The organism is Pseudomonas taetrolens (assembly GCF_900475285.1).
Lineage (GTDB): Bacteria > Pseudomonadota > Gammaproteobacteria > Pseudomonadales > Pseudomonadaceae > Aquipseudomonas > Aquipseudomonas taetrolens.
Genome location: NZ_LS483370.1, coordinates 3,294,869 through 3,316,536 on the forward strand (window position 1 = coordinate 3,294,869; position 21,668 = coordinate 3,316,536).

The following is a 21,668-nucleotide window of genomic DNA, read 5'->3' on the forward strand; positions in this document are numbered from 1 at the left end:
TTATGGCGAATGAACCACCTGCGACTGGCGTTAATGGCAAAAGTGCGGCAGTCTTAGGCACCCGAATGGGTCGATTAACCGGCCCGGTTTAAATTTTCAGTGCACAAGTGTACATTCCTGTCCTTAGCGCTGTGACTTTCACTACAACGCAATAGTCTATGTGTAGGCTGGCGAACTGAAACTCGATGTTTCAGTTGGTCGGGAAGATTTGCCCCACCCTGCCGCATGGGATTATTGAGGAGCTCGCATGACCAAACAAAACGCCTTTACTCGGGAAGATTTGCTGCGCTGTAGCCGCGGCGAGCTGTTCGGCCCAGGTAACGCGCAACTGCCCGCCCCTAACATGCTGATGGTGGATCGCATCACCCATATCAGCGAAGAGGGTGGCAAGTACGGCAAAGGTGAATTGGTCGCCGAGCTGGATATCAATCCAGACCTGTGGTTCTTCGCCTGTCACTTCGAAGGTGATCCGGTGATGCCGGGCTGCCTGGGCCTTGATGCCATGTGGCAGCTGGTTGGATTTTTCCTGGGCTGGCAAGGTTTGCCAGGCCGTGGTCGAGCCCTGGGCTCGGGCGAGGTGAAATTCTTCGGCCAGGTCTTGCCGACCGCCAAGAAGATCACTTACAACATTCATATCAAGCGTGTTCTGCGCGGCAAGTTGAACCTGGCCATTGCCGATGGTTCCGTCAGCGTTGACGGCCGCGAAATCTACACCGCCGAAGGCCTTCGGGTCGGCGTTTTTACATCCACTGAAAACTTCTAAGGGTTATCCGCATGCGCCGCGTCGTTATCACTGGTCTGGGCATCGTTTCGTGCCTGGGCAATGACAAAGAGACCGTCTCCGCTAACCTGCGTGCAAGTCGCCCTGGCATCCGATTCAACCCGGAATATGCCGAAATGGGTCTGCGTAGCCAGGTTTCCGGCTCCATTGACCTGCCTCTCGAAGAGCTGATTGATCGCAAGATCTATCGCTTCGTCGGCCACGCAGCGGCTTACGCCTATCTGGCCATGAAAGACGCCATCACTGACTCGGGCCTGAGCGAGGAGCAAGTCTCCAACCCGCGTACCGGTCTGATCGCCGGCTCTGGCGGCGCGTCGACCTTGAACCAGATGGAAGCGCTGGACATCCTGCGTGAAAAAGGCGTGAAACGTGTTGGCCCGTACCGCGTAACGCGGACCATGAGCAGCACTGTTTCGGCTTGCCTGGCCACTCCGTTCAAAATCAAGGGTCTGAACTACTCCATCGCTTCTGCCTGCGCGACCAGTGCTCATTGCATCGGTACTGCCATGGAGCAGATCCAGATGGGCAAGCAGGACATCGTGTTTGCAGGTGGTGGCGAAGAAGAACATTGGAGCCAGTCGTTCCTGTTCGACGCCATGGGCGCGCTGTCCAGCCAGTACAACGATACCCCTGAAAAAGCCTCCCGTGCCTATGACGCCAAGCGTGACGGTTTCGTCATCGCCGGTGGTGGCGGTATGGTCGTGGTTGAAGAGCTGGAACATGCTCTGGCCCGTGGCGCGAAAATCTATGCCGAAATCGTTGGCTACGGCGCAACGTCCGACGGCTACGACATGGTTGCGCCAAGCGGTGAAGGTGCAATCCGCTGCATGCAAATGGCGATGTCCACCGTTGACGCTCCGATTGACTACCTGAACACCCACGGCACCTCGACTCCGGTCGGCGACATTGCCGAGATGAAAGGCGTGCGTGAAGTGTTCGGCGAAAACGCGCCAGCAATCAGCTCCACCAAGAGCCTGTCGGGTCACTCTCTGGGCGCCGCCGGCGTTCACGAAGCGATCTACTGCATGCTGATGATGGAAGGCAACTTCATGGCCGGCTCGGCCAACATTGAAGAACTGGACCCAGCGGTCGCAGACATGCCGATCCTGACCAAAACCCGCGAAAATGCCACCATCAACACCGTGATGAGCAACAGCTTCGGCTTCGGTGGCACCAACGCCACTCTGGTTCTGAAGCGCTGGGAAGGCAAATAAGCCCTCAGCTCGCGACATAAAAATGCCCCGACGGTTCGGGGCATTTTTTTGCCTGGCCTAAAGCTAACGGCTTTTTTTCGGCAACACTGACAAGAAATTATCCTTGGCGACCTTGCGCGCCACTGCGTCGGGCAACGCATCCAGAAACGGGCCAAAGCTGCGCAACTCCTCACCCAACTTGTCGAAACGCCCTACTACATCCGAGCCCAGCATGAACCGCCCGGGGAAGCGCTCCACCAGCGCAACCCACTCAGGCCTCGCCCTGCCTTGCTCATCCAGCAAATACGGCGTGAGCATGCTCCAGGACAGGTCTATGTAGAGATTGGGGTACGCGGCCAGTAACCGGGCAAGCGTTGGCAACAGGAAGGGCATTTCTTCCTGATGCCGATGTATCTCGGCACTTGTCCCCGCATGCGCCCAGATGAAACGGGTGCCGGGATGCTTGTTCAATGGTTCTTCGAGTTCTGCCAGATACAGCGGGTTCTTCTCACGCTTTGACGTGATGTTGGAGTGCAGCAAAACGGGCAAGTCATGTTCAGCGGCCAGCGTGTACACCTTCATCATGGCCTCGTTGTTGGCACGCGGCGTATCTCCGGAGATCAGCGCTGTCAGGTCATCGTGACGGGTGAACACTTCGCCAATGCCTTGCCATAACCCCGGATCGAGATCGAGCATGCGCTGAATGTGCGCCGCGGCGTTCTTGTCATTGGGGTTAAATCCCGACAGGAACGGGTGAAAGTGCTCTCGCTGCTTCGGGCTCAGCTTGTTGATTGCCGCAGCCACCCACACATCGGTCGCGCTGTACCAATATGCATCGGCATCATCGCCAGCGTAGTAACGCGGGCGCTTGGGCTCGTCTTCATGCCATTTTTTGGCCACGGGTATCCCCGAGATCATCACGTGTTCAATGTGATTGCTGGCCATTGCCTCAAGCAACGCATCCATGCCTGCCGTTTCCTGGAAGAAGTCTACGTAATGCAGATGGGCATCACTGTAGGTGTAGTCACGAGCCTGGGCCCAGGTGCTGGCCATCAGCACGGCGAACGCAAGCCCCGTATATTTAAATAACCGCATGATTCCCCCTCCGTTGACTGCGATAGACACGACTGGCACCACAAGGGTTCAGGTACTCGATCAAATGGAACGCATGGAGCGCGGTATGCTCTATAAAGATCAGGTCCCTTAATCACTGCCAAGTTGAGGTTTGCCATGACTGTTACCGTAAATACCCTGTCGCACGATAACTTTCGCCACAGTGTCATGATCGATGATCACGAAGTGTTTGCTGACCTTCCCACCTCCATGGGCGGCGAAAGCTCTGCGCCTTCTCCCCACGATTACTTCGATGCTGCGCTGGGTGCCTGCAAGGCCTTGACCCTCAGGCTGTACGCGCAGAAGAAGGACATTCCGCTCACCGGGGTGACGGTGGAGGTTAAGCACGATGCCAGTGAAGAGCAGCAAGGCAAGTACGCCCTGCACGTCAAGCTGACGCTCAAAGGGGTATTGACGGATGCACAGCGCGATGAACTGCACCGTGTGGCCGACAAGTGCCCACTGCATAAATTGATGACAACCGCAGATGTCACCATCGAAACCCACCTGTCTGAAGGTGCTTTCAGCCAGTAGGAAAAGAGAGTCCGCTGCCAGCACTGGAGCGTTGGGTTATGCTCAACGCTCCTTCCTTCCAGGAACAGCGTCATGCCACCACTGACCATTATTCGTCCTCGTGCCGAAGAGGTTGAAGGCCAACCCATCTTGCGCCCTCTGCCTTCAGCCAAATGCCGCAGTGTCGGACCTTTCGTATTTTTCGACCACATGCTGCGCACCCATTACCCGGCTGGCCACGGCATGAATATCCGGCAGCATCCGCATATTGGCCTGTCGACCCTGACTTACTTGTTTGAAGGCCAGCTCCAGCATAAAGACAGCCTGGGCTCTGACCAGCAGGTGGGCCCGGGTGAAGTCAGCTGGATGACCGCCGGCGCGGCCATTGCCCACATTGAGCGCACACCCGCTGCATTGCTGGCGCAAGGCTCAACATTGAGCGGGCTGCAAGTGTGGCTGGCCTCCCCCAAAGAACACGAGCAAGGGGCTGGTCATTACAGCCACCATGACGCTGGCAGCTTGCCGTTCAGCGATAACCTGGGCGTCAGGATTCGTCTGATTGCAGGCACGGGTTTTTGCATGACCTCCCTCGTACCGGTGCTGTCACCTACGCTGTATGCGCAAGTGCACATGCAAACAGCCACGACCCTGCTCATCCCTGCAGAACACCCTGAGCGCGCGCTGTATCTCCTGGAAGGTGAAGCATTGCTCGATGGCCAGGCGCTTGAGCCACACTGCCTGGTCGTGTTGCCTGAGGGTGATGACGTGACGCTATGCGCAGAAAGCGATTGCCATGCGGTCATCATCGGTGGATCGCCGCTGGAGGGGCCGCGAAGAATGAACTGGAACTTCGTTGCCAGCGACCCAGCGCTCATCGAACAAGCGAGAACCCGCTGGGCTGCGGGGGATTGGCCGACCGTACCCGGCGAAACGGGACGTATCGAGTTGCCTTGAAGAGCAGGCCGAAACATTTGACCATTGCCGCCAGATCCTTCCGGCGGCGTGCTGGATATGACGCCTTACAGCGTCATCGCTGCTACCCAGCCAAAAGCCAGCAGTGGCAGGTTGTAATGCAAGAACGTGGGAACCACGGTGTCCCATATGTGGTGATGCTGACCGTCGATATTCAGGCCAGAGGTCGGCCCCAGGGTTGAGTCCGAGGCCGGAGAGCCCGCATCACCCAAGGCACCCGCCGTACCGACAATGCACACGATGGCCATCGGGCTGAAACCCAGCTGCACACACAGCGGCACGAATATCGCCGCCAGAATCGGTACCGTCGAAAATGACGAGCCAATGCCCATGGTCACCAGCAATCCGACCAGCAGCATCAGCAACGCGCCCCAACCCTTACTGTGATTGATCCAGCCTGCAGACGCCTCAACCAGCGATTTAACTTCGCCGGTGGCTTTCATGACTTCGGCAAAACCTGAAGCGGCGATCATGATGAATCCGATCATGGCCATCATCTTCATGCCTTCCGTGAACAGGTCGTCCGTCTCACGCCAGCGGACAATGCCCGACACCGAAAAAATCAGAAAGCCCGCCAGTGCACCGATGATCATGGAGCCCAGCCATAGCTGAATGATAAACGCGGCGGCAATGGCTCCCCCGGCTACCAACAGGGTCAACGGGTTATAACTGACGGCAACTTGCTCAACCTGTTCGATCCTGGCCAGGTCATATTCGCGCTTTTTGCGGTAACTGATAAAAACCGCCACCAACAAGCCCACCAGCATCCCCAGCGCGGGAATCGCCATTGCGTGAGTGACATTGACCTGACTGACGTCGACCCCGCCCTTGCCGACATTGGCCAGCAGGATCTGGTTCAGGAAGATGTTGCCGAAACCCACGGGCAAGAAGATATAAGGCGTGATCAAGCCAAATGTCATGACACAAGCAATCAGCCGACGGTCAATCTTCAGCTTGGTCAGCACATACAACAGGGGCGGAACCAACAGGGGAATAAAAGCGATATGGATGGGCAGAATGTTTTGCGAAGAAATCGCCACCACCAGCAATAGACCGATCAGAAGCCACTTTATGCGGCTACCACCGCCCAGCTGCTGCCTGTTGACCATTGTCAGGGCCTTGTCGGCCAATGCGTGGGCCAGACCGGACTTGGCAATCGCAACGGCAAAGGCACCCAACATTGCGTAAGACAACGCAACCGTTGCGCCTCCACCCAGCCCACTGTTAAAGGCATTGAGCGTGGCTTCGATGCCCAACCCGCCCACGAGACCGCCGACGACAGCCCCGACAATCAGAGCGATGACCACATGCACACGGGACAGGCTGAGCACCAGCATGATGCCGACCGCGGCAATTACTGCATTTATCATTACAACCTCATAGCGATAGCGCGCACCACGATAAAACACCGTAAAGCGGAAAATTCCGGACGCAGACTGTTGTTCACGCTGCCGGTTCTGGAAGGTGGGACATATTTGAGGGCGCACACTTTGCAACAGCACCGCGACCTTGTCAAAGCACGCTCAACAAGCCTCTCCTCAGCCTCGCCAGCCGATTTCGGGCTTGATCCCCGAAGCGCTGATCCCCCTGCCGCGCGCGAGGTTGTCAATACTGATAATTCAGCCCTGCGCGTAAAGAAACGTCCCGAGCGGCCGCTAACAAGCAAAGCCTCTTTTTAGGATGTCGTCATGTCGCTCAGACAACTTTCCATCCAATGGAAAATCACCCTGCTTGCCGGACTTTGCCTGTTGGGTATTGTGACGTTGCTGGTCGGGCTTTCGCTTTACCGCATGAATCACACCGCCGAGCTGGTGAAGGCGTCCAGTGCGCACATGCTCAATGAAGCCGCGCAAGCGCGTATTGAAGCTCAGGGTGAAGCGCAGGCATTGTCGATCAGCCGCCAGTTCATGGACGCCTACCAGTACGGCAACGGGTTCGCCCGACAAGTCCTGTTTCTGCGTGAGCAATCTGAAAAACGCTTTCTGGACGCATTCGACCTTCGCGAAGACCTGACCCGTCAGGTGAAAGCGGCCTTGCAGGCCAATCCGGATTTGCTCGGCCTGTCTCTGGTATTTGAGGCCAACGCCCTGGATGGAAAAGATCAACTGTTCGACCACCAGCCCGAGCTGGGCAGCAATGACAAAGGGCGCTTTGCCCTTTACTGGTCGCAACCGACGCCCGGCACACTGACCTCGATGGCCCTGCCGGAAACGGACATGTCCGATACCCGTACCGGCCCCAGCGGCCAGGCCAATAACACTTGGTTTACCTGCCCTCGCACAACGCTCAAACCGTGCATCATCGAGCCCTATATGTACGCGATCGACGGGCAGAACGTCTTGCTGACCAGCATCGTTTTCCCGCTGCTGATCAACGGCAAGCTCGTCGCTTCGCTCTCGGTTGATATCAACCTGAACAGCTTGCAAGCCATGAGCCTGAAAGCCAGCCAGAAGCTTTACGACGGGCAAACCAGCGTGAGCATCGTCAGTTCGGCCGGCGTACTGGCCGGTTTCAGCGATGATTCAAGCAAGCTGGGTCAACGCTTCGATCAGGTAGACCCTGCCAATGGTCCATCGCTGATGCAAATGATGACCGGCGGCGGTCCGACACAAAGCATTCGCGATCATTCAAGGCTGAAAGTGCTGACACCGTTTCTCCCGATCCCTGGCAGCCAACCCTGGGGCGTTTTGCTCGATGTGCCGGAGAAGGTGCTGGTCGGCCCTGCAGAGGTTCTGCAAGCAGAGCTGAACGAGCGCAACAGCGCAGGTGCCCTGACGGAGCTGGGCCTGGGTGTTCTGGCTGCGATCATAGGTCTGCTGCTGGTATGGTTGATGGCCCGCAGCGTCACGCGGCCAATCCTCAACGTGGCCAACATGCTCGAAGACATTGCCAGTGGTGAGGGCGATCTGACTCGGCGCCTGACCTACGATAAAAAAGACGAACTGGGGCAATTGGCTGGCTGGTTCAACCGGTTTCTCGACAAACTGCAGCCGGTCATCGCCGAGGTCAAGCGTTCGGTACAGGATGCCCGTAACACAGCGGATCAATCGGCGGCCATTGCCGCTCAAACCAGTGCTGGCATGGAGCAGCAATACCGCCAGGTCGATCAGGCCGCCACGGCGTCCCATGAAATGAGCGCAACGGCGCAAGATGTCGCGCGCAGCGCTGCTCAGGCGGCCCAAGCCGCTCGCGATGCCGATCAGGCAACTCGCGAGGGCCTCACCATCATTGATCGCACCACCACCAGCATTGATCTGCTGGCCGCCGACATGAGCGTGGCCATGACACAAGTCGAGGGGCTGGCCGCCAATAGCGAGAAAATTGGCTCGGTCCTTGAGGTCATTCGTGCCATTGCGGAACAGACCAACTTGCTTGCCCTCAATGCCGCGATTGAAGCGGCACGGGCAGGTGAAGCCGGACGCGGTTTCGCCGTAGTGGCCGATGAAGTGCGCAATCTGGCACGCCGAACCCAGGAGTCGGTCGAAGAAACCCGTCAGGTGATTGAGCAATTACAAGCTGGGACCCAAGACGTCGTAAGCTCCATGGACAACAGTCATCGCCAGGCACAAGGCAGTGTCGAGCAAGTGAGCCTGGCGGTGACAGCCTTGCAGCAAATCGGCAACGCCGTGACCGTGATTACCGACATGAACTTACAGATTGCCAGCGCTGCGGAGGAGCAAAGTGCCGTAGCCGAAGAGATCAACAGTAACGTGAGTACCATCCGCGATGTCACCGAGTCATTATCCGAGCAGGCGAATGAGTCAGCACGAGTCAGCCAGTCACTCAACTCGCTGGCGAACCAGCAGCAAAAACTGATGGATCAGTTCCGCGTCTGAGGTATAGATCCGTGAGCGACGGCGGCTCAAGCCGTCGCCGCTTTCAAGATACGACCCGGAAGCCGGATCACGACCAACAACCCACCCATCGATCCCGTTTCCAGCTGCATTTCCCCTCCCCAGGCCTCCACAATATCCCGCACAATTCCCAAACCCAAACCATGACCGTTGGTTTGCTCGTCCAGGCGCGTTCCCCGACTGAACACCTGATCACGCTCAGACTCCGGAATGCCCGGACCGTCGTCCTGCACGTCGATTTCAAACCCTGCCGGGGTTTGCCGAATACTCAACTCTACGTGGGCGTCGGCCCATTTGCAGGCGTTATCCAACAGGTTGCCGAGCAGCTCGAGCATGTCTTCCCGATCCCAGGGCATATGCAGGCCCGGGGAAGCATTCAACTTCAGTTCCAGATGCGCGCCGTGGATCATGCCAAGAGTGGCCAGCAGCCCCGGCAGTTCTCTGTCGACATCAAATTGCGCGCCCGGTAACGCATCCCCGGCCAGCCGGGCCCGATTAAGCTCTCGGCTCATGCGTTGCTGTATCTGTTCCAGTTGCTCATGCAGGGTGTGTTGTATCCGGGGGTAAGCAGCAAGCTGCTTATCCTTTGCCAGACTGAACAAAACGGCCAAGGGTGTTTTCAATGCGTGGCCCAGGTTGCCCAGCGCATTGCGCGAGCGCTTCAGGTTGTCTTCAGTGTGTGCCAGCAAATGGTTGATTTGGGTGACCAGAGGTTCAAGTTCAAGAGGCACCTGCGTATCGAGTTGCGAGCGTTGCCCTGACTGCAACTGAACGATTTGCTTGCGCGCGGTTTCCAGTGGCCGCAAAGCCCGGCGAACCGTCAGCCGCTGCAGCAGCAAAATGACCATGAGGGTAAACACACCAATACCTAACCCGATACGCTGAACCTGCTTGAAGCTGTCACGTATCGGCGTGTAGTCCTGCGCCACACTGATGGAGACTGCCTGGCCAAAGCGTTGGTAATTGCTGCGCAAAACCAGCAACATCTGCCCCTCGGGGCCCGGCTGAAGCTCGCTGTCCAGGCCTGGCTGGCTGGAGCTCGGCAACTGCGCATCCCACAACGAACGTGAGCGCCAATGGATATCCCCGAACTCGATGCTGAAATAGTGCCCGGAAAAGGGTCGCTGGTAAGCAGGTGACAGTCGCCGCTCATCCAGCTGTAAACCCTGGGGGCCTCGACTCAAGGCAATCAGCAGGTTTTCACTGTCATTTTGCAAGCCGGACTCCAGGTAACGCTGGAGACCACTTTCAAACAACCAGAGACTGACCTGACCGACCACCAGACCCGCAATCAGCAAGACACTGACCAGGCCCAGGCTCAATCGTTGCTGAATGGACCTCACTGAGGAACTGCGCCGAATATATAGCCTTGGCCACGACGGGTCTCAATGACTGCTCGCCCAAGCTTGCGGCGCAGATGATTGACATGAACCTCCAGCACATTGGAGTCACGCTCAGTCTCGCCGTCGTAGAGATGTTCTGCCAAGTGGCTTTTTGAGAGTATTTGCTGCGGGTGCAACATGAAATACCGCAGGAGGCGAAATTCGGCCGCCGTCAGTTGTATCTCGGCGCCCTCATTGATCACGCATTGACGTGCCTCATCCAGATGCAACCCCGCAGACTGCAAGAGTGGCTGGTTCGACTGGCCATGAGAACGCCGCAATAACGCCTGGACCCGCAGCTGTAGTTCCTCGGGGTGAAACGGCTTGGTCACATAATCATCCGCTCCAGCCTTAAGCCCTTCAATGCGTTCGGACCAGGAACTGCGTGCAGTCAAAATCAGCACCGGGGTTGAAAGCCCTTGCGTACGCCATTGCTTGAGGACATCTATCCCGGGGAGTCCCGGCAGGCCAAGATCGAGAATGATCAGGTCATACGGCTCTGTTTGCCCCTGATAAAGGGCATCACGACCATCGGTCAACCAGTCCACTGCATAACCTGCACGAATCAAACCAGCCATTAACTCGTCAGCCAAAGGTACATGATCCTCTACCAGCAACAAGCGCATTAATCATCCACCTCATCTTTTAGCAACTGACCATTACTCGCGTTCAACTTGACCTCGCGCACAATGCCGCTCGTGGTTAACAACTCGACTTCGTAGACATAAATATCGTCATCCTCCTCGAGCTCCACCTCCAGCAGCTTTGCGCCTGAGTGACGTTCAAGAACCTTTTGAAGAAGCTGCTCCAACGGCATGATTACACCTTGCACCCGCAAACGCAGCGCTTCGTCCTGGCCTAAATCCCGCGCCTGAGCCAAAGAGCAAAGCGCACAGATCATCAGCACGACAAGCCCGCCAATTCGCACATTCACAGTCATCACTAGCCTCAACGGCCTCCATACGGTTTCATTTTTGCCACATCAAAGGTGTGAACCATAGCGCCATTGGCTTAATTGAAGCTGAAGGCCCCGTAAATCGTGCCCCATTGCACAGTGAACAGGGCCGCTATACTCGCTCACAGAGCGTTAACTGTTAAACTGCGCGCCTGCATACATCGCCTGGCGATAGCCATTTATTCAAGAGCTATAAAACTGTGGAAATTTTCAAAGAGTTTACCTTCGAATCTGCGCATCGCCTGCCTTACGTTCCGCAAGGGCACAAATGCGGACGCCTGCATGGTCACTCCTTCAAAGTGGCGATCCACTTAAGCGGTGACATTGACCCTGCAACAGGCTGGATCCGGGACTTTTCCGAAATCAAGGCGATCTTCAAGCCGCTTTATGAGCAGCTTGATCACAACTACCTGAATGACATTCCAGGACTGGAAAACCCAACCAGCGAAGTATTGGCCAAGTGGATTTGGCAACAGCTGAAACCGTTGCTTCCAGAATTGTCCGCGATACGCATTCATGAAACCTGCACCAGTGGTTGCATCTACTACGGTGATTGAGAGATTTGCTTAAAAACCCCACCTGCCCAGTTAATGCCAGTCAGTTAAGGACAGTACGATCTGAACCTGTAGGCGCGAGCTTGCTCGCGATGGCTTCCAAAACGCTGTGTTAATCCAGCAGCACACGCGTTCTCATTAGCGACTATCGCGAGCAAGGCTCGCGCCTACAAAGACATTTTCCCTTAACTGACGAGCATTAACCTGCCCGGTGGTTTTTTTGCATTCGAAAAAAGTGCGGGCAGTGCCGTGATTAACAGCAGACCATGACTGCCCTACGTATCCGTCCGGCCAAGTCATCTTCCCAGCCCCGCGAGGCCAGGACATGGTGTGCACTTAAATTTAGGTGGACACCCGTTCTAGCCTTTTAAGCGGGTATTTCATGCAGCCACAACGCCGTTCCTACTCCAAGTCCTTCAAGGCCCAAGTCATTCAAGAGTGTGCCCAGCCCGGCGCTTCTATTGCCAGCATCGCGCTCAGCCATAGCCTCAACGCAAACCTTGTCCATAAATGGATTCGGGTACAAACGCAGAAAAACACGGCGCCGCAACCTGAGTTTATTCCGTTACCCATGCAGCTGGCCGGAGTAAATTCGCAAGCTGCATCATCGAATATCTGCGTTGAGATCCAACACCCGCGTGGCACCGTCAAAGTGAACTGGCCAACTGAAAATGCTGCTGCGATGATTCGCATCGACTCCATCTGGCTCGCCACCGAGCCGATGGACATGCGAGCTGGCAGGTGGCAGCCGATCTAGCTACTTACGCGGGGCCTGATGCTCGTGTGTATGCAAATAAACCGGTGAGAAATATGATTAATATTCGTGAAGCTACTAAAGCCGACCTAGATGTTCTACGTGAAATCGGCTGTGAGACCTACCAAGAGCATTTTTCGGACATCTGGTCTCTCTCCGGCATGCAAGACTTTCTTAATCAAGACTTTTCCCCTAACTTGCTCGGCAAATCACTCGAATCCTCCGCTTGCCATTTGTGGCTTATAGCTTCAAACGAAAGCGATAGGGTCGTAGGCTTTGCCAAAGTTAACTGGTCAACGCCTGCGCCTTTAACTGGTGAATTGGGTGCGGAGCTTCAAAAAATTTACTTTCTCAAATCCGAAGCAGGACGAGGATATGGGAAACAACTCCTGCACTTCATTTGCAGCCGAGCGAGAGAGCGCGGAGAACGCTTGCTGTGGCTTGACGTACTCAAGACCAACTCAAATGCGCGGCGATTCTATGAGGGTTTCGGTTTCCAAGAAATCGGTGAAATCCCTTTCAAAACTGACTTGGTTGAAATTGGAATGGTAGCAATGGCATGTGAACTTTCCCGATAGGCATATTCGATGACCTTCCTGTCGGTAGGTCGTCATTAACGACAACGTGGAAAAAGCCAGATGACTTTACCGGACACTTACTGCCCTACACCTCAAGCTCTGAGGAAGACTTTTCTCGGCACAAAAACAAACCCCCTGTCTGCGTGAGCAGACAGGGGGTTTGGAATTTAATCTTGACGATGACCTACTCTCACATGGGGAAACCCCACACTACCATCGGCGATGCATCGTTTCACTACTGAGTTCGGGATGGGATCAGGTGGTTCCAATGCTCTATGGTCGTCAAGAAATTCGGTAGCCAGGTCGTTTACCTTTCGGTTCACGCTCCAGCGAATGGGTATGTAATAGAGTCGGTGCTTTGTGAATTGCAAACTTTCGGTTTGTATCGTCTTCACACACCGCAATCTGGTGCTCTTTCGAGTCAGCAAATTGCTTGGGTGTTATATGGTCAAGCCTCACGGGCAATTAGTATTGGTTAGCTCAACGCCTCACAGCGCTTACACACCCAACCTATCAACGTCGTAGTCTTCGACGGCCCTTTAGGGAACTCAAGGTTCCAGTGAGATCTCATCTTGAGGCAAGTTTCCCGCTTAGATGCTTTCAGCGGTTATCTTTCCCGAACATAGCTACCCGGCAATGCCACTGGCGTGACAACCGGAACACCAGAGGTTCGTCCACTCCGGTCCTCTCGTACTAGGAGCAGCCCCTCTCAAATCTCAAACGTCCACGGCAGATAGGGACCGAACTGTCTCACGACGTTCTAAACCCAGCTCGCGTACCACTTTAAATGGCGAACAGCCATACCCTTGGGACCGGCTTCAGCCCCAGGATGTGATGAGCCGACATCGAGGTGCCAAACACCGCCGTCGATATGAACTCTTGGGCGGTATCAGCCTGTTATCCCCGGAGTACCTTTTATCCGTTGAGCGATGGCCCTTCCATACAGAACCACCGGATCACTAAGACCTACTTTCGTACCTGCTCGACGTGTCTGTCTCGCAGTCAAGCGCGCTTTTGCCTTTATACTCTACGACCGATTTCCGACCGGTCTGAGCGCACCTTCGTACTCCTCCGTTACTCTTTAGGAGGAGACCGCCCCAGTCAAACTACCCACCATACACTGTCCTCGATCCGGATAACGGACCTGAGTTAGAACCTCAAAGTTGCCAGGGTGGTATTTCAAGGTTGGCTCCACGCAGACTGGCGTCCACGCTTCAAAGCCTCCCACCTATCCTACACAAGCAAATTCAAAGTCCAGTGCAAAGCTATAGTAAAGGTTCACGGGGTCTTTCCGTCTAGCCGCGGATACACTGCATCTTCACAGCGATTTCAATTTCACTGAGTCTCGGGTGGAGACAGCGCCGCCATCGTTACGCCATTCGTGCAGGTCGGAACTTACCCGACAAGGAATTTCGCTACCTTAGGACCGTTATAGTTACGGCCGCCGTTTACCGGGGCTTCGATCAAGAGCTTCGCGTTAGCTAACCCCATCAATTAACCTTCCGGCACCGGGCAGGCGTCACACCCTATACGTCCACTTTCGTGTTTGCAGAGTGCTGTGTTTTTAATAAACAGTCGCAGCGGCCTGGTATCTTCGACCGGCGTGGGCTTACGCAGTAAATGCTTCACCCTCACCGGCGCACCTTCTCCCGAAGTTACGGTGCCATTTTGCCTAGTTCCTTCACCCGAGTTCTCTCAAGCGCCTTGGTATTCTCTACCCAACCACCTGTGTCGGTTTGGGGTACGGTTCCTGGTTACCTGAAGCTTAGAAGCTTTTCTTGGAAGCATGGCATCAACCACTTCGTGTTCTAAAAGAACACTCGTCATCAGCTCTCGGCCTTGGAATCCCGGATTTACCTAAGATTCCAGCCTACCACCTTAAACTTGGACAACCAACGCCAAGCTGGCCTAGCCTTCTCCGTCCCTCCATCGCAATAACCAGAAGTACAGGAATATTAACCTGTTTTCCATCGACTACGCTTTTCAGCCTCGCCTTAGGGACCGACTAACCCTGCGTCGATTAACGTTGCGCAGGAAACCTTGGTCTTTCGGCGTGGGTGTTTTTCACACCCATTATCGTTACTCATGTCAGCATTCGCACTTCTGATACCTCCAGCAAGCTTCTCAACTCACCTTCACAGGCTTACAGAACGCTCCTCTACCGCATCACCTAAGTGATACCCGTAGCTTCGGTGTATGGTTTGAGCCCCGTTAAATCTTCCGCGCAGGCCGACTCGACTAGTGAGCTATTACGCTTTCTTTAAAGGGTGGCTGCTTCTAAGCCAACCTCCTAGCTGTCTAAGCCTTCCCACATCGTTTCCCACTTAACCATAACTTTGGGACCTTAGCTGACGGTCTGGGTTGTTTCCCTTTTCACGACGGACGTTAGCACCCGCCGTGTGTCTCCCATGCTCGGCACTTGTAGGTATTCGGAGTTTGCATCGGTTTGGTAAGTCGGGATGACCCCCTAGCCGAAACAGTGCTCTACCCCCTACAGTGATACATGAGGCGCTACCTAAATAGCTTTCGAGGAGAACCAGCTATCTCCGAGCTTGATTAGCCTTTCACTCCGATCCACAGGTCATCCGCTAACTTTTCAACGGTAGTCGGTTCGGTCCTCCAGTTAGTGTTACCCAACCTTCAACCTGCCCATGGATAGATCGCCCGGTTTCGGGTCTATTCCCAGCGACTAGACGCCCTATTAAGACTCGCTTTCGCTACGCCTCCCCTATTCGGTTAAGCTCGCCACTGAAAATAAGTCGCTGACCCATTATACAAAAGGTACGCAGTCACCCAACAAAGTGGGCTCCCACTGCTTGTACGCATACGGTTTCAGGATCTATTTCACTCCCCTCTCCGGGGTTCTTTTCGCCTTTCCCTCACGGTACTAGTTCACTATCGGTCAGTCAGTAGTATTTAGCCTTGGAGGATGGTCCCCCCATATTCAGACAAAGTTTCTCGTGCTCCGTCCTACTCGATTTCACTGCAAAGATGTTTTCGCGTACAGGGCTATCACCCACTATGGCCGCACTTTCCAGAGCGTTCCGCTAACATCAATACAGCTTAAGGGCTGGTCCCCGTTCGCTCGCCACTACTAAGGGAATCTCGGTTGATTTCTTTTCCTCAGGGTACTTAGATGTTTCAGTTCCCCTGGTTCGCTTCTTAAGCCTATGTATTCAGCTTAAGATACCTAACTTATGTTAGGTGGGTTCCCCCATTCAGACATCTCCGGATCAAAGTCTGTTTGCCGACTCCCCGAAGCTTTTCGCAGGCTACCACGTCTTTCATCGCCTCTGACTGCCAAGGCATCCACCGTATGCGCTTCTTCACTTGACCATATAACCCCAAGCAATCTGGTTATACTATGAAGACGACATTCGCCGAAAATTCGCAATTTAACTCACAAATTTTACCTTAGCCTGAATAAACACCAGTGAAAGTGTTATCCAGTCTATCTTTCTATCACATACCCAAATTTTTAAAGAACGATCTAATCAAAAGATCAGAAATCAACATTCACCACCATCTGATGGAATGTTCATTTCTAAGCTTTACGATAGAGAAGCCACGATTTAACGTCGCTTCTACCGTCTTCTTCAATGAATCAAGCAATTCGTGTGGGAACTTATGGAGCAGCTGATGTCGTCGATTAAGGAGGTGATCCAGCCGCAGGTTCCCCTACGGCTACCTTGTTACGACTTCACCCCAGTCATGAATCACACCGTGGTAACCGTCCTCCCGAAGGTTAGACTAGCTACTTCTGGTGCAACCCACTCCCATGGTGTGACGGGCGGTGTGTACAAGGCCCGGGAACGTATTCACCGTGACATTCTGATTCACGATTACTAGCGATTCCGACTTCACGCAGTCGAGTTGCAGACTGCGATCCGGACTACGATCGGTTTTATGGGATTAGCTCCACCTCGCGGCTTGGCAACCCTTTGTACCGACCATTGTAGCACGTGTGTAGCCCAGGCCGTAAGGGCCATGATGACTTGACGTCATCCCCACCTTCCTCCGGTTTGTCACCGGCAGTCTCCTTAGAGTGCCCACCATTACGTGCTGGTAACTAAGGACAAGGGTTGCGCTCGTTACGGGACTTAACCCAACATCTCACGACACGAGCTGACGACAGCCATGCAGCACCTGTCTCAATGTTCCCGAAGGCACCAATCCATCTCTGGAAAGTTCATTGGATGTCAAGGCCTGGTAAGGTTCTTCGCGTTGCTTCGAATTAAACCACATGCTCCACCGCTTGTGCGGGCCCCCGTCAATTCATTTGAGTTTTAACCTTGCGGCCGTACTCCCCAGGCGGTCAACTTAATGCGTTAGCTGCGCCACTAAGAGTTCAAGACTCCCAACGGCTAGTTGACATCGTTTACGGCGTGGACTACCAGGGTATCTAATCCTGTTTGCTCCCCACGCTTTCGCACCTCAGTGTCAGTATCAGTCCAGGTGGTCGCCTTCGCCACTGGTGTTCCTTCCTATATCTACGCATTTCACCGCTACACAGGAAATTCCACCACCCTCTACCATACTCTAGCTTGCCAGTTTTGGATGCAGTTCCCAGGTTGAGCCCGGGGATTTCACATCCAACTTAACAAACCACCTACGCGCGCTTTACGCCCAGTAATTCCGATTAACGCTTGCACCCTCTGTATTACCGCGGCTGCTGGCACAGAGTTAGCCGGTGCTTATTCTGTCGGTAACGTCAAAACACTAACGTATTAGGTTAATGCCCTTCCTCCCAACTTAAAGTGCTTTACAATCCGAAGACCTTCTTCACACACGCGGCATGGCTGGATCAGGCTTTCGCCCATTGTCCAATATTCCCCACTGCTGCCTCCCGTAGGAGTCTGGACCGTGTCTCAGTTCCAGTGTGACTGATCATCCTCTCAGACCAGTTACGGATCGTAGCCTTGGTGAGCCATTACCTCACCAACTAGCTAATCCGACCTAGGCTCATCTGATAGCGCAAGGCCCGAAGGTCCCCTGCTTTCTCCCGTAGGACGTATGCGGTATTAGCGTCCGTTTCCGAACGTTATCCCCCACTACCAGGCAGATTCCTAGGTATTACTCACCCGTCCGCCGCTCTCAAGAGGTGCAAGCACCTCTCTACCGCTCGACTTGCATGTGTTAGGCCTGCCGCCAGCGTTCAATCTGAGCCATGATCAAACTCTTCAGTTCAAACATCTTTGGGTTTTGAGAAAACCCTAAACTTGGCTCAGCAATCGTTGGTTACATCTTTGATTTCTCGCGGAGTAACTTGTGATGCTGATAATCTTTTTGACTATCAGTCTGACTCCACAAGCACCCACACGAATTGCTTGATTCAGTTGTTAAAGAGCGGTTGGTTAAGCTTTCGCTCAACCGAGGCGCGCATTCTACAGCAGCCTCTGTTGCTGTCAAGCGGTTATTTTAAGAAGTTTTCAAAGTTTCCTCTGTAACTTCAACCACTTGCGCTATCGATTGCTCGTTAGCGGGAGGCGAATTCTACAGCGTTACACGCTGCTGTCAACACCTCATTTCCTGCTTCGATGACTTGAAGCTGACACCGTCGAAAACCAATCCAACTCATTGAAACTCAAGGAGTTTTCCGTTTCGACTGCGCCGGAAGTGGGGCGAATTATAGGCCGTAGAAATTTTGAGTCAAGCATTAATCAAAACTATTGCATGTAGCGGCTATATAGATAGAAGCAACACAAGTTTGCGCACTATATTGCACATAACGCATTAGTTAAGCATGATGCTCAATTCGCCCCCAGCCCTCCAGACCCCCAGGCTCTCTACGTAAATGACTAAGCTCTCCCATAGCCTCTCGTCGACGCTATTACCTGTTGGCTTGCTGTTGATCGCCATGGCCTCGATACAATCCGGCGCATCCCTGGCCAAAAGCATGTTTCCGATTGTGGGCGCCCAAGGCACAACCACTCTGCGCCTGATATTTGCCAGCATCATCATGCTGCTGATACTGCGGCCATGGAGAGCAAAGCTCACCGCCAAATCCCTGAAGACCGTCATTGTTTACGGCGCAGCCCTGGGAGGGATGAACTTCCTCTTCTATATGTCATTACGCAGTGTTCCGCTGGGCATTGCTGTGGCACTGGAATTCACAGGGCCTCTGGCCGTTGCCATTTACGCCTCCCGCAGATTGGTCGACTTTATCTGGATCGGTCTCGCCATCACCGGGCTTCTATTGCTCATCCCCACAGGTGACAGCACGCAGGGGATTGACCTGACAGGGGCCGGCTATGCATTGGGCGCGGGTGTCTGCTGGGCGCTGTATATCCTTTTTGGGCAAAAGGCCGGAGCTGACAACGGTGTTCAAACAGCAGCCCTGGGCGTGATGATTGCCGCCCTGTTTGTTGCGCCTATCGGAATAGTTCACGCAGGTTCAGCGTTATTGACTCCGGGCCTGATCCCCATAGCCATTGCTGTAGCCATATTGTCGACCGCCCTACCCTATACACTCGAGATGGTCGCTCTGACACGCATGCCCACCCGCACATTCGGCACGCTGATGAGCATCGAACCGGCCTTTGGAGCGCTTTCAGGCTTGTTATTCCTGAACGAGGTTCTGTCATTCGCACAGTGGATGGCCATCTCTTGCATCATATTGGCCTCGGTCGGTGCGACCCTAACGATGCGCAACCATTCAAAACCTATTATTGCTGACAAAAATTCATCTGTTTGACACAGTTCTGGTAATTGACTCTTATTTAAGCGATGTTTATCCCTCGTAAGATCGCTTGGGGTGGTTTCAGATAAGGTTATCCGCAAGCCCCATCAAATAGATGGCTGACAGATATCCGCATCCCGTAAATCCGACGCAAACGCTTAAGGACAGGAATGAAACGATTTTTGGTAGCTTTGGCCGTGCTAGCTGTAACCGGCTGCGCCGCAACCTCAGAAACCTCCGTCAGGCACGGTAAAAGAGGCTTGCATATCAACTGCTCTGGATTGTCCTCGTCCTGGAACAAGTGCTACGCCGAAGCCGTCAAGTCCTGCGGGAAGAAGGGTTACCGGGTGATCGCCAAATCGGGTGATACGACCGAAGAGCCGGGAGACTATCCTTTCGGGTTAAACCCTGCCGGCTACACCAGCCGCAGCATGATTGTCATCTGCAAGTAAGCACGCTTCCCTGTCGCGCAGTCGATCGTGAGAACTGCGCGACAGGGATGCGGTATCAAGCGGTGATCGAAAGCGGTGCCGTTCTGGCCAGCAACCACTCCAGCGCAGCCCCTTCGAGCAACGGGCTCAAGCGGGCACGAACCTGTGCGTGATAAGCATCAAACCACTCCAGTTCTTCACGCGTCAGCAGCGACGGCTCCAGGCAGCGTGTATCGATCGGGCACAGGGTCAAGGTTTCAAAGCTCAAGAACGCGCCGAATTCAGAAGTACCCGCCTCCCGATTCAATACCAGGTTCTCGATTCTCACTCCCCAACGACCAGGGCGATATGTGCCTGGTTCGATGGAGGTGATCATCCCCGGCTGCATGGCCGTATGCGCTGCAGGAGCCGCCTGGTAGGCAATAACCTGGGGCCCCTCATGGACGTTCAGGAAATACCCGACCCCATGCCCGGTGCCGTGTCCGTAATCGACACTCTCTGCCCAGATTGGCGCCCGAGCGATGGAATCCAGCAAGGGGGACAGGATGCCTTTTGGGAATTGCGCCCTGGACAAGGCAATCACGCCTTTGAGTACACGGGTACAATCGCGCTTTTGCTCATTGCAGGGCGTACCGACAGGCACCATTCGGGTGATGTCGGTGGTTCCCCCCAGATACTGCCCCCCGGAGTCGATCAGCAGCAATCCGTCACCCTCAATCACGGCATGCTCCTGCTCGGTCGCGTGATAGTGCGGCATCGCGCCGTTGGCATTAAAGGCCGCAATGGTATTGAAGCTCAGCGATACAAAGCCGGGGCGTCGGGCTCGCTCAGCGGTTAACCGCTCATCAATTGTCAGTTCCGTGATGCGCTCACGCCCAAGGGCGTTTTCCAGCCATGCGAAGAATTCGCACAGAGCAGCGCCATCCTGCTCCATGGCCTGACGAATATGGAAAGCGTCATCGAGGCTCTTTTGCGACTTGGCCAGAGTGGTCGGGTTCACCCCCTCAACCAGCTTGACCTCATCCTGCAAATGACCGACCAACCCACAGGTCACGCGCGCCGGGTCCACCAGCAACCGGGTCGAGGAAGGCAATGCCGCCAGCGCCGCATTGATCTCGTTGTAGTCACGCAGCTCCACGCCATCCCGCTCAAGTGTCTGCTGCAGTTGCGCATTCACTTTGCCCGGGTCCACGAACAAGGTAGCCCGCTCAGACTCAACCAACGCAAACGAAACAAACACCGGATTAAAGGAGACGTCCGAACCCCGCAGGTTAAATAACCAGGCGATATCATCGAGAGTGGCGATGAAATGTGCGTCGGCATCACGTTGCTTGAGCGTTTCCCGAAGCTTGGCCAGCTTTTCGACCCGGCTTACCGTGGCCTGTGGTGGCAGATGCTCAAAAAGCGGGCGGACAGGAAGCGCGGGGCGATCCTCCCAAACCTGGCCCAGCAGATCCAGATCGGTCCGCAAACAAGCACCACGCGCCTTGAGCTTGCTTTCCAGTGTTCGCGCCGACGCCAGCGCAAGTACCGCACCGTCAACCGAGACGGTCGCGCCTTCAGGCGTCTGTTCGGCCAGCCACTCCAAAGGGCCGGGCTGACCGGGCAACAACTTGACCAGTTCGATTGTGCTGCCGCCAAGCTCTTTTGTGGCTTGTTCCCAGTAACGGCTGTCGGCCCATAGCCCGGCAAAGGTCGGGGTCACGATCAGCGTCCCGACCGAACCCTGGAACCCTGACAGCCACTGGCGGCCCTGCCAGTACGCAGGCAAATACTCCGAAAGATGGGGGTCGGCCGAGGGCACCAGCAGTGCATGTATGCCGTGCCGGCTCATCAATGCACGGGTACGCGCCAAACGCGACACCACCGCTTCCGTGTTCAACAACTGAGTACTCATCCTGTCTCCTGC

General features: G+C 54.8%; 16 protein-coding genes, 3 rRNA genes and 1 pseudogene. 11 read left to right on the forward strand and 9 right to left on the reverse strand.

All coding sequences use genetic code 11. The features are described 5' to 3' along the window. Nucleotides 1-247 precede the first annotated feature (247 nt). Entirely contained in the window at nt 248-763 is a 516-nt protein-coding gene (fabA, locus tag DQN55_RS15210; RefSeq protein WP_048382928.1) for a 3-hydroxyacyl-[acyl-carrier-protein] dehydratase FabA, read from the forward strand. An 11-nt stretch (nt 764-774) separates the two neighbouring features. Beyond that, nucleotides 775-1,995: a beta-ketoacyl-ACP synthase I gene (fabB, locus tag DQN55_RS15215; RefSeq protein ID WP_048382927.1), complete on the forward strand. Its 1,221-nt coding sequence runs from the start codon at nt 775-777 to the stop codon at nt 1,993-1,995. 63 nt (nt 1,996-2,058) lie between these two features. On the opposite strand, the gene DQN55_RS15220 is transcribed toward fabB, so the two are convergent. Beyond that, nucleotides 2,059-3,069 carry an amidohydrolase family protein gene (locus DQN55_RS15220; RefSeq protein WP_048382926.1) on the reverse strand — a complete coding sequence of 337 codons (1,011 nt, stop codon included), beginning with the start codon at nt 3,067-3,069 and terminating at the stop codon, nt 2,059-2,061. 135 nt (nt 3,070-3,204) lie between these two features. Between DQN55_RS15220 and DQN55_RS15225 the strand changes: the two genes are divergently transcribed. Beyond that, nucleotides 3,205-3,621, forward strand: a complete 417-nt coding sequence (locus tag DQN55_RS15225) for an OsmC family protein (RefSeq protein ID WP_048382925.1) — start codon at nt 3,205-3,207, stop codon at nt 3,619-3,621. A 72-nt stretch (nt 3,622-3,693) separates the two neighbouring features. Continuing rightward, on the forward strand, nt 3,694-4,554 hold the full coding sequence (locus tag DQN55_RS15230; RefSeq protein WP_048382924.1) for a pirin family protein: 861 nt from the start codon (nt 3,694-3,696) through the stop codon (nt 4,552-4,554). Nucleotides 4,555-4,619: 65 nt separating this feature from the next. On the opposite strand, the gene DQN55_RS15235 is transcribed toward DQN55_RS15230, so the two are convergent. Beyond that, nucleotides 4,620-5,939: a Na+/H+ antiporter family protein gene (locus DQN55_RS15235; protein ID WP_162199360.1), complete on the reverse strand. Its 1,320-nt coding sequence runs from the start codon at nt 5,937-5,939 to the stop codon at nt 4,620-4,622. Nucleotides 5,940-7,445: 1,506 nt separating this feature from the next. Between DQN55_RS15235 and DQN55_RS22665 the strand changes: the two are divergent. After that, nucleotides 7,446-7,502 (forward strand): annotated as a pseudogene (locus tag DQN55_RS22665) (hypothetical protein); the annotation flags it as partial. Between the two features lie 201 nt (nt 7,503-7,703). Continuing rightward, entirely contained in the window at nt 7,704-8,408 is a 705-nt protein-coding gene (locus DQN55_RS22670; protein WP_408634596.1) for a methyl-accepting chemotaxis protein, read from the forward strand. A 26-nt stretch (nt 8,409-8,434) separates the two neighbouring features. On the opposite strand, the gene DQN55_RS15245 is transcribed toward DQN55_RS22670, so the two are convergent. From DQN55_RS15245 to DQN55_RS15255, 3 genes are read right to left on the reverse strand one after another with little or no spacing between them, the layout of a single operon-like run. Next, complete coding sequence (locus DQN55_RS15245) at nt 8,435-9,769, reverse strand: ATP-binding protein (protein ID WP_048382921.1); 1,335 nt, start codon at nt 9,767-9,769, stop codon at nt 8,435-8,437. Next, nucleotides 9,766-10,434, reverse strand: coding sequence for a response regulator transcription factor (locus DQN55_RS15250; protein ID WP_048382920.1), 669 nt, complete (start codon nt 10,432-10,434; stop codon nt 9,766-9,768). Before DQN55_RS15250 ends, DQN55_RS15245 begins: the two co-directional genes overlap by 4 nt. After that, entirely contained in the window at nt 10,434-10,748 is a 315-nt protein-coding gene (locus DQN55_RS15255) for a PepSY domain-containing protein (protein WP_048382919.1), read from the reverse strand. The genes DQN55_RS15250 and DQN55_RS15255 overlap by 1 nt, the downstream gene beginning before the upstream one ends. Nucleotides 10,749-10,963: 215 nt before the next feature. Here DQN55_RS15255 and queD point away from each other — a divergent pair, with 215 nt between their 5' ends. From queD to DQN55_RS15275, 3 genes are all read left to right on the forward strand, one after another. Then, nucleotides 10,964-11,320 carry a 6-carboxytetrahydropterin synthase QueD gene (gene queD / locus DQN55_RS15260; RefSeq protein ID WP_048382918.1) on the forward strand — a complete coding sequence of 119 codons (357 nt, stop codon included), beginning with the start codon at nt 10,964-10,966 and terminating at the stop codon, nt 11,318-11,320. A gap of 379 nt (nt 11,321-11,699) precedes the next feature. Further along, the gene (gene tnpA, locus DQN55_RS15270) at nt 11,700-12,074 is read left to right on the forward strand and encodes an IS66-like element accessory protein TnpA (protein WP_231995605.1); all 375 of its coding nucleotides are present in this window, start codon (nt 11,700-11,702) and stop codon (nt 12,072-12,074) included. 53 nt (nt 12,075-12,127) lie between these two features. Continuing rightward, complete coding sequence (locus DQN55_RS15275) at nt 12,128-12,649, forward strand: GNAT family N-acetyltransferase (protein WP_048382917.1); 522 nt, start codon at nt 12,128-12,130, stop codon at nt 12,647-12,649. Between the two features lie 171 nt (nt 12,650-12,820). On the opposite strand, the gene rrf is transcribed toward DQN55_RS15275, so the two are convergent. The 3 genes from rrf to DQN55_RS15290 all read right to left on the reverse strand — a co-directional run bounded on the left by rrf (nt 12,821) and on the right by DQN55_RS15290 (nt 17,836). Beyond that, nucleotides 12,821-12,936: ribosomal RNA gene (rrf, locus tag DQN55_RS15280) — 5S ribosomal RNA — on the reverse strand. Nucleotides 12,937-13,093: 157 nt separating this feature from the next. Continuing rightward, a 23S ribosomal RNA gene (locus DQN55_RS15285) occupies nt 13,094-15,985 on the reverse strand. Nucleotides 15,986-16,299: 314 nt separating this feature from the next. After that, nucleotides 16,300-17,836, reverse strand: a 16S ribosomal RNA gene (locus DQN55_RS15290). Together the 16S, 23S and 5S rRNA genes form the textbook arrangement of a ribosomal RNA operon. 607 nt (nt 17,837-18,443) lie before the next feature. Between DQN55_RS15290 and rhtA the strand changes: the two genes are divergently transcribed. Beyond that, nucleotides 18,444-19,343: a threonine/homoserine exporter RhtA gene (rhtA, locus tag DQN55_RS15300; protein WP_048379523.1), complete on the forward strand. Its 900-nt coding sequence runs from the start codon at nt 18,444-18,446 to the stop codon at nt 19,341-19,343. 155 nt (nt 19,344-19,498) lie between these two features. Then, entirely contained in the window at nt 19,499-19,780 is a 282-nt protein-coding gene (locus DQN55_RS15305) for a hypothetical protein (RefSeq protein ID WP_048379521.1), read from the forward strand. 55 nt (nt 19,781-19,835) lie between these two features. Here DQN55_RS15305 and DQN55_RS15310 read toward each other — a convergent pair whose 3' ends face one another. After that, a complete protein-coding gene (locus DQN55_RS15310) occupies nt 19,836-21,656 on the reverse strand; it encodes an aminopeptidase P family protein (RefSeq protein ID WP_048379519.1) in 1,821 nt (606 codons plus the stop codon). Nucleotides 21,657-21,668: the final 12 nt, after the last annotated feature.

Coding starts and splice junctions, on each gene's coding strand:
- DQN55_RS15225 (WP_048382925.1), top strand. CDS start 3,205: ATGACTGTTACCGTAAATACCCTGTCGCACGATAACTTTCGCCACAGT.
- DQN55_RS22670 (WP_408634596.1), top strand. CDS start 7,704: ATGAGCGCAACGGCGCAAGATGTCGCGCGCAGCGCTGCTCAGGCGGCC.
- DQN55_RS15305 (WP_048379521.1), top strand. CDS start 19,499: ATGAAACGATTTTTGGTAGCTTTGGCCGTGCTAGCTGTAACCGGCTGC.
- rhtA (WP_048379523.1), top strand. CDS start 18,444: ATGACTAAGCTCTCCCATAGCCTCTCGTCGACGCTATTACCTGTTGGC.
- fabA (WP_048382928.1), top strand. CDS start 248: ATGACCAAACAAAACGCCTTTACTCGGGAAGATTTGCTGCGCTGTAGC.
- tnpA (WP_231995605.1), top strand. CDS start 11,700: ATGCAGCCACAACGCCGTTCCTACTCCAAGTCCTTCAAGGCCCAAGTC.
- fabB (WP_048382927.1), top strand. CDS start 775: ATGCGCCGCGTCGTTATCACTGGTCTGGGCATCGTTTCGTGCCTGGGC.
- DQN55_RS15275 (WP_048382917.1), top strand. CDS start 12,128: ATGATTAATATTCGTGAAGCTACTAAAGCCGACCTAGATGTTCTACGT.
- DQN55_RS15250 (WP_048382920.1), bottom strand. CDS start 10,434: ATGCGCTTGTTGCTGGTAGAGGATCATGTACCTTTGGCTGACGAGTTA.
- DQN55_RS15230 (WP_048382924.1), top strand. CDS start 3,694: ATGCCACCACTGACCATTATTCGTCCTCGTGCCGAAGAGGTTGAAGGC.
- DQN55_RS15220 (WP_048382926.1), bottom strand. CDS start 3,069: ATGCGGTTATTTAAATATACGGGGCTTGCGTTCGCCGTGCTGATGGCC.
- DQN55_RS15310 (WP_048379519.1), bottom strand. CDS start 21,656: ATGAGTACTCAGTTGTTGAACACGGAAGCGGTGGTGTCGCGTTTGGCG.
- DQN55_RS15255 (WP_048382919.1), bottom strand. CDS start 10,748: ATGACTGTGAATGTGCGAATTGGCGGGCTTGTCGTGCTGATGATCTGT.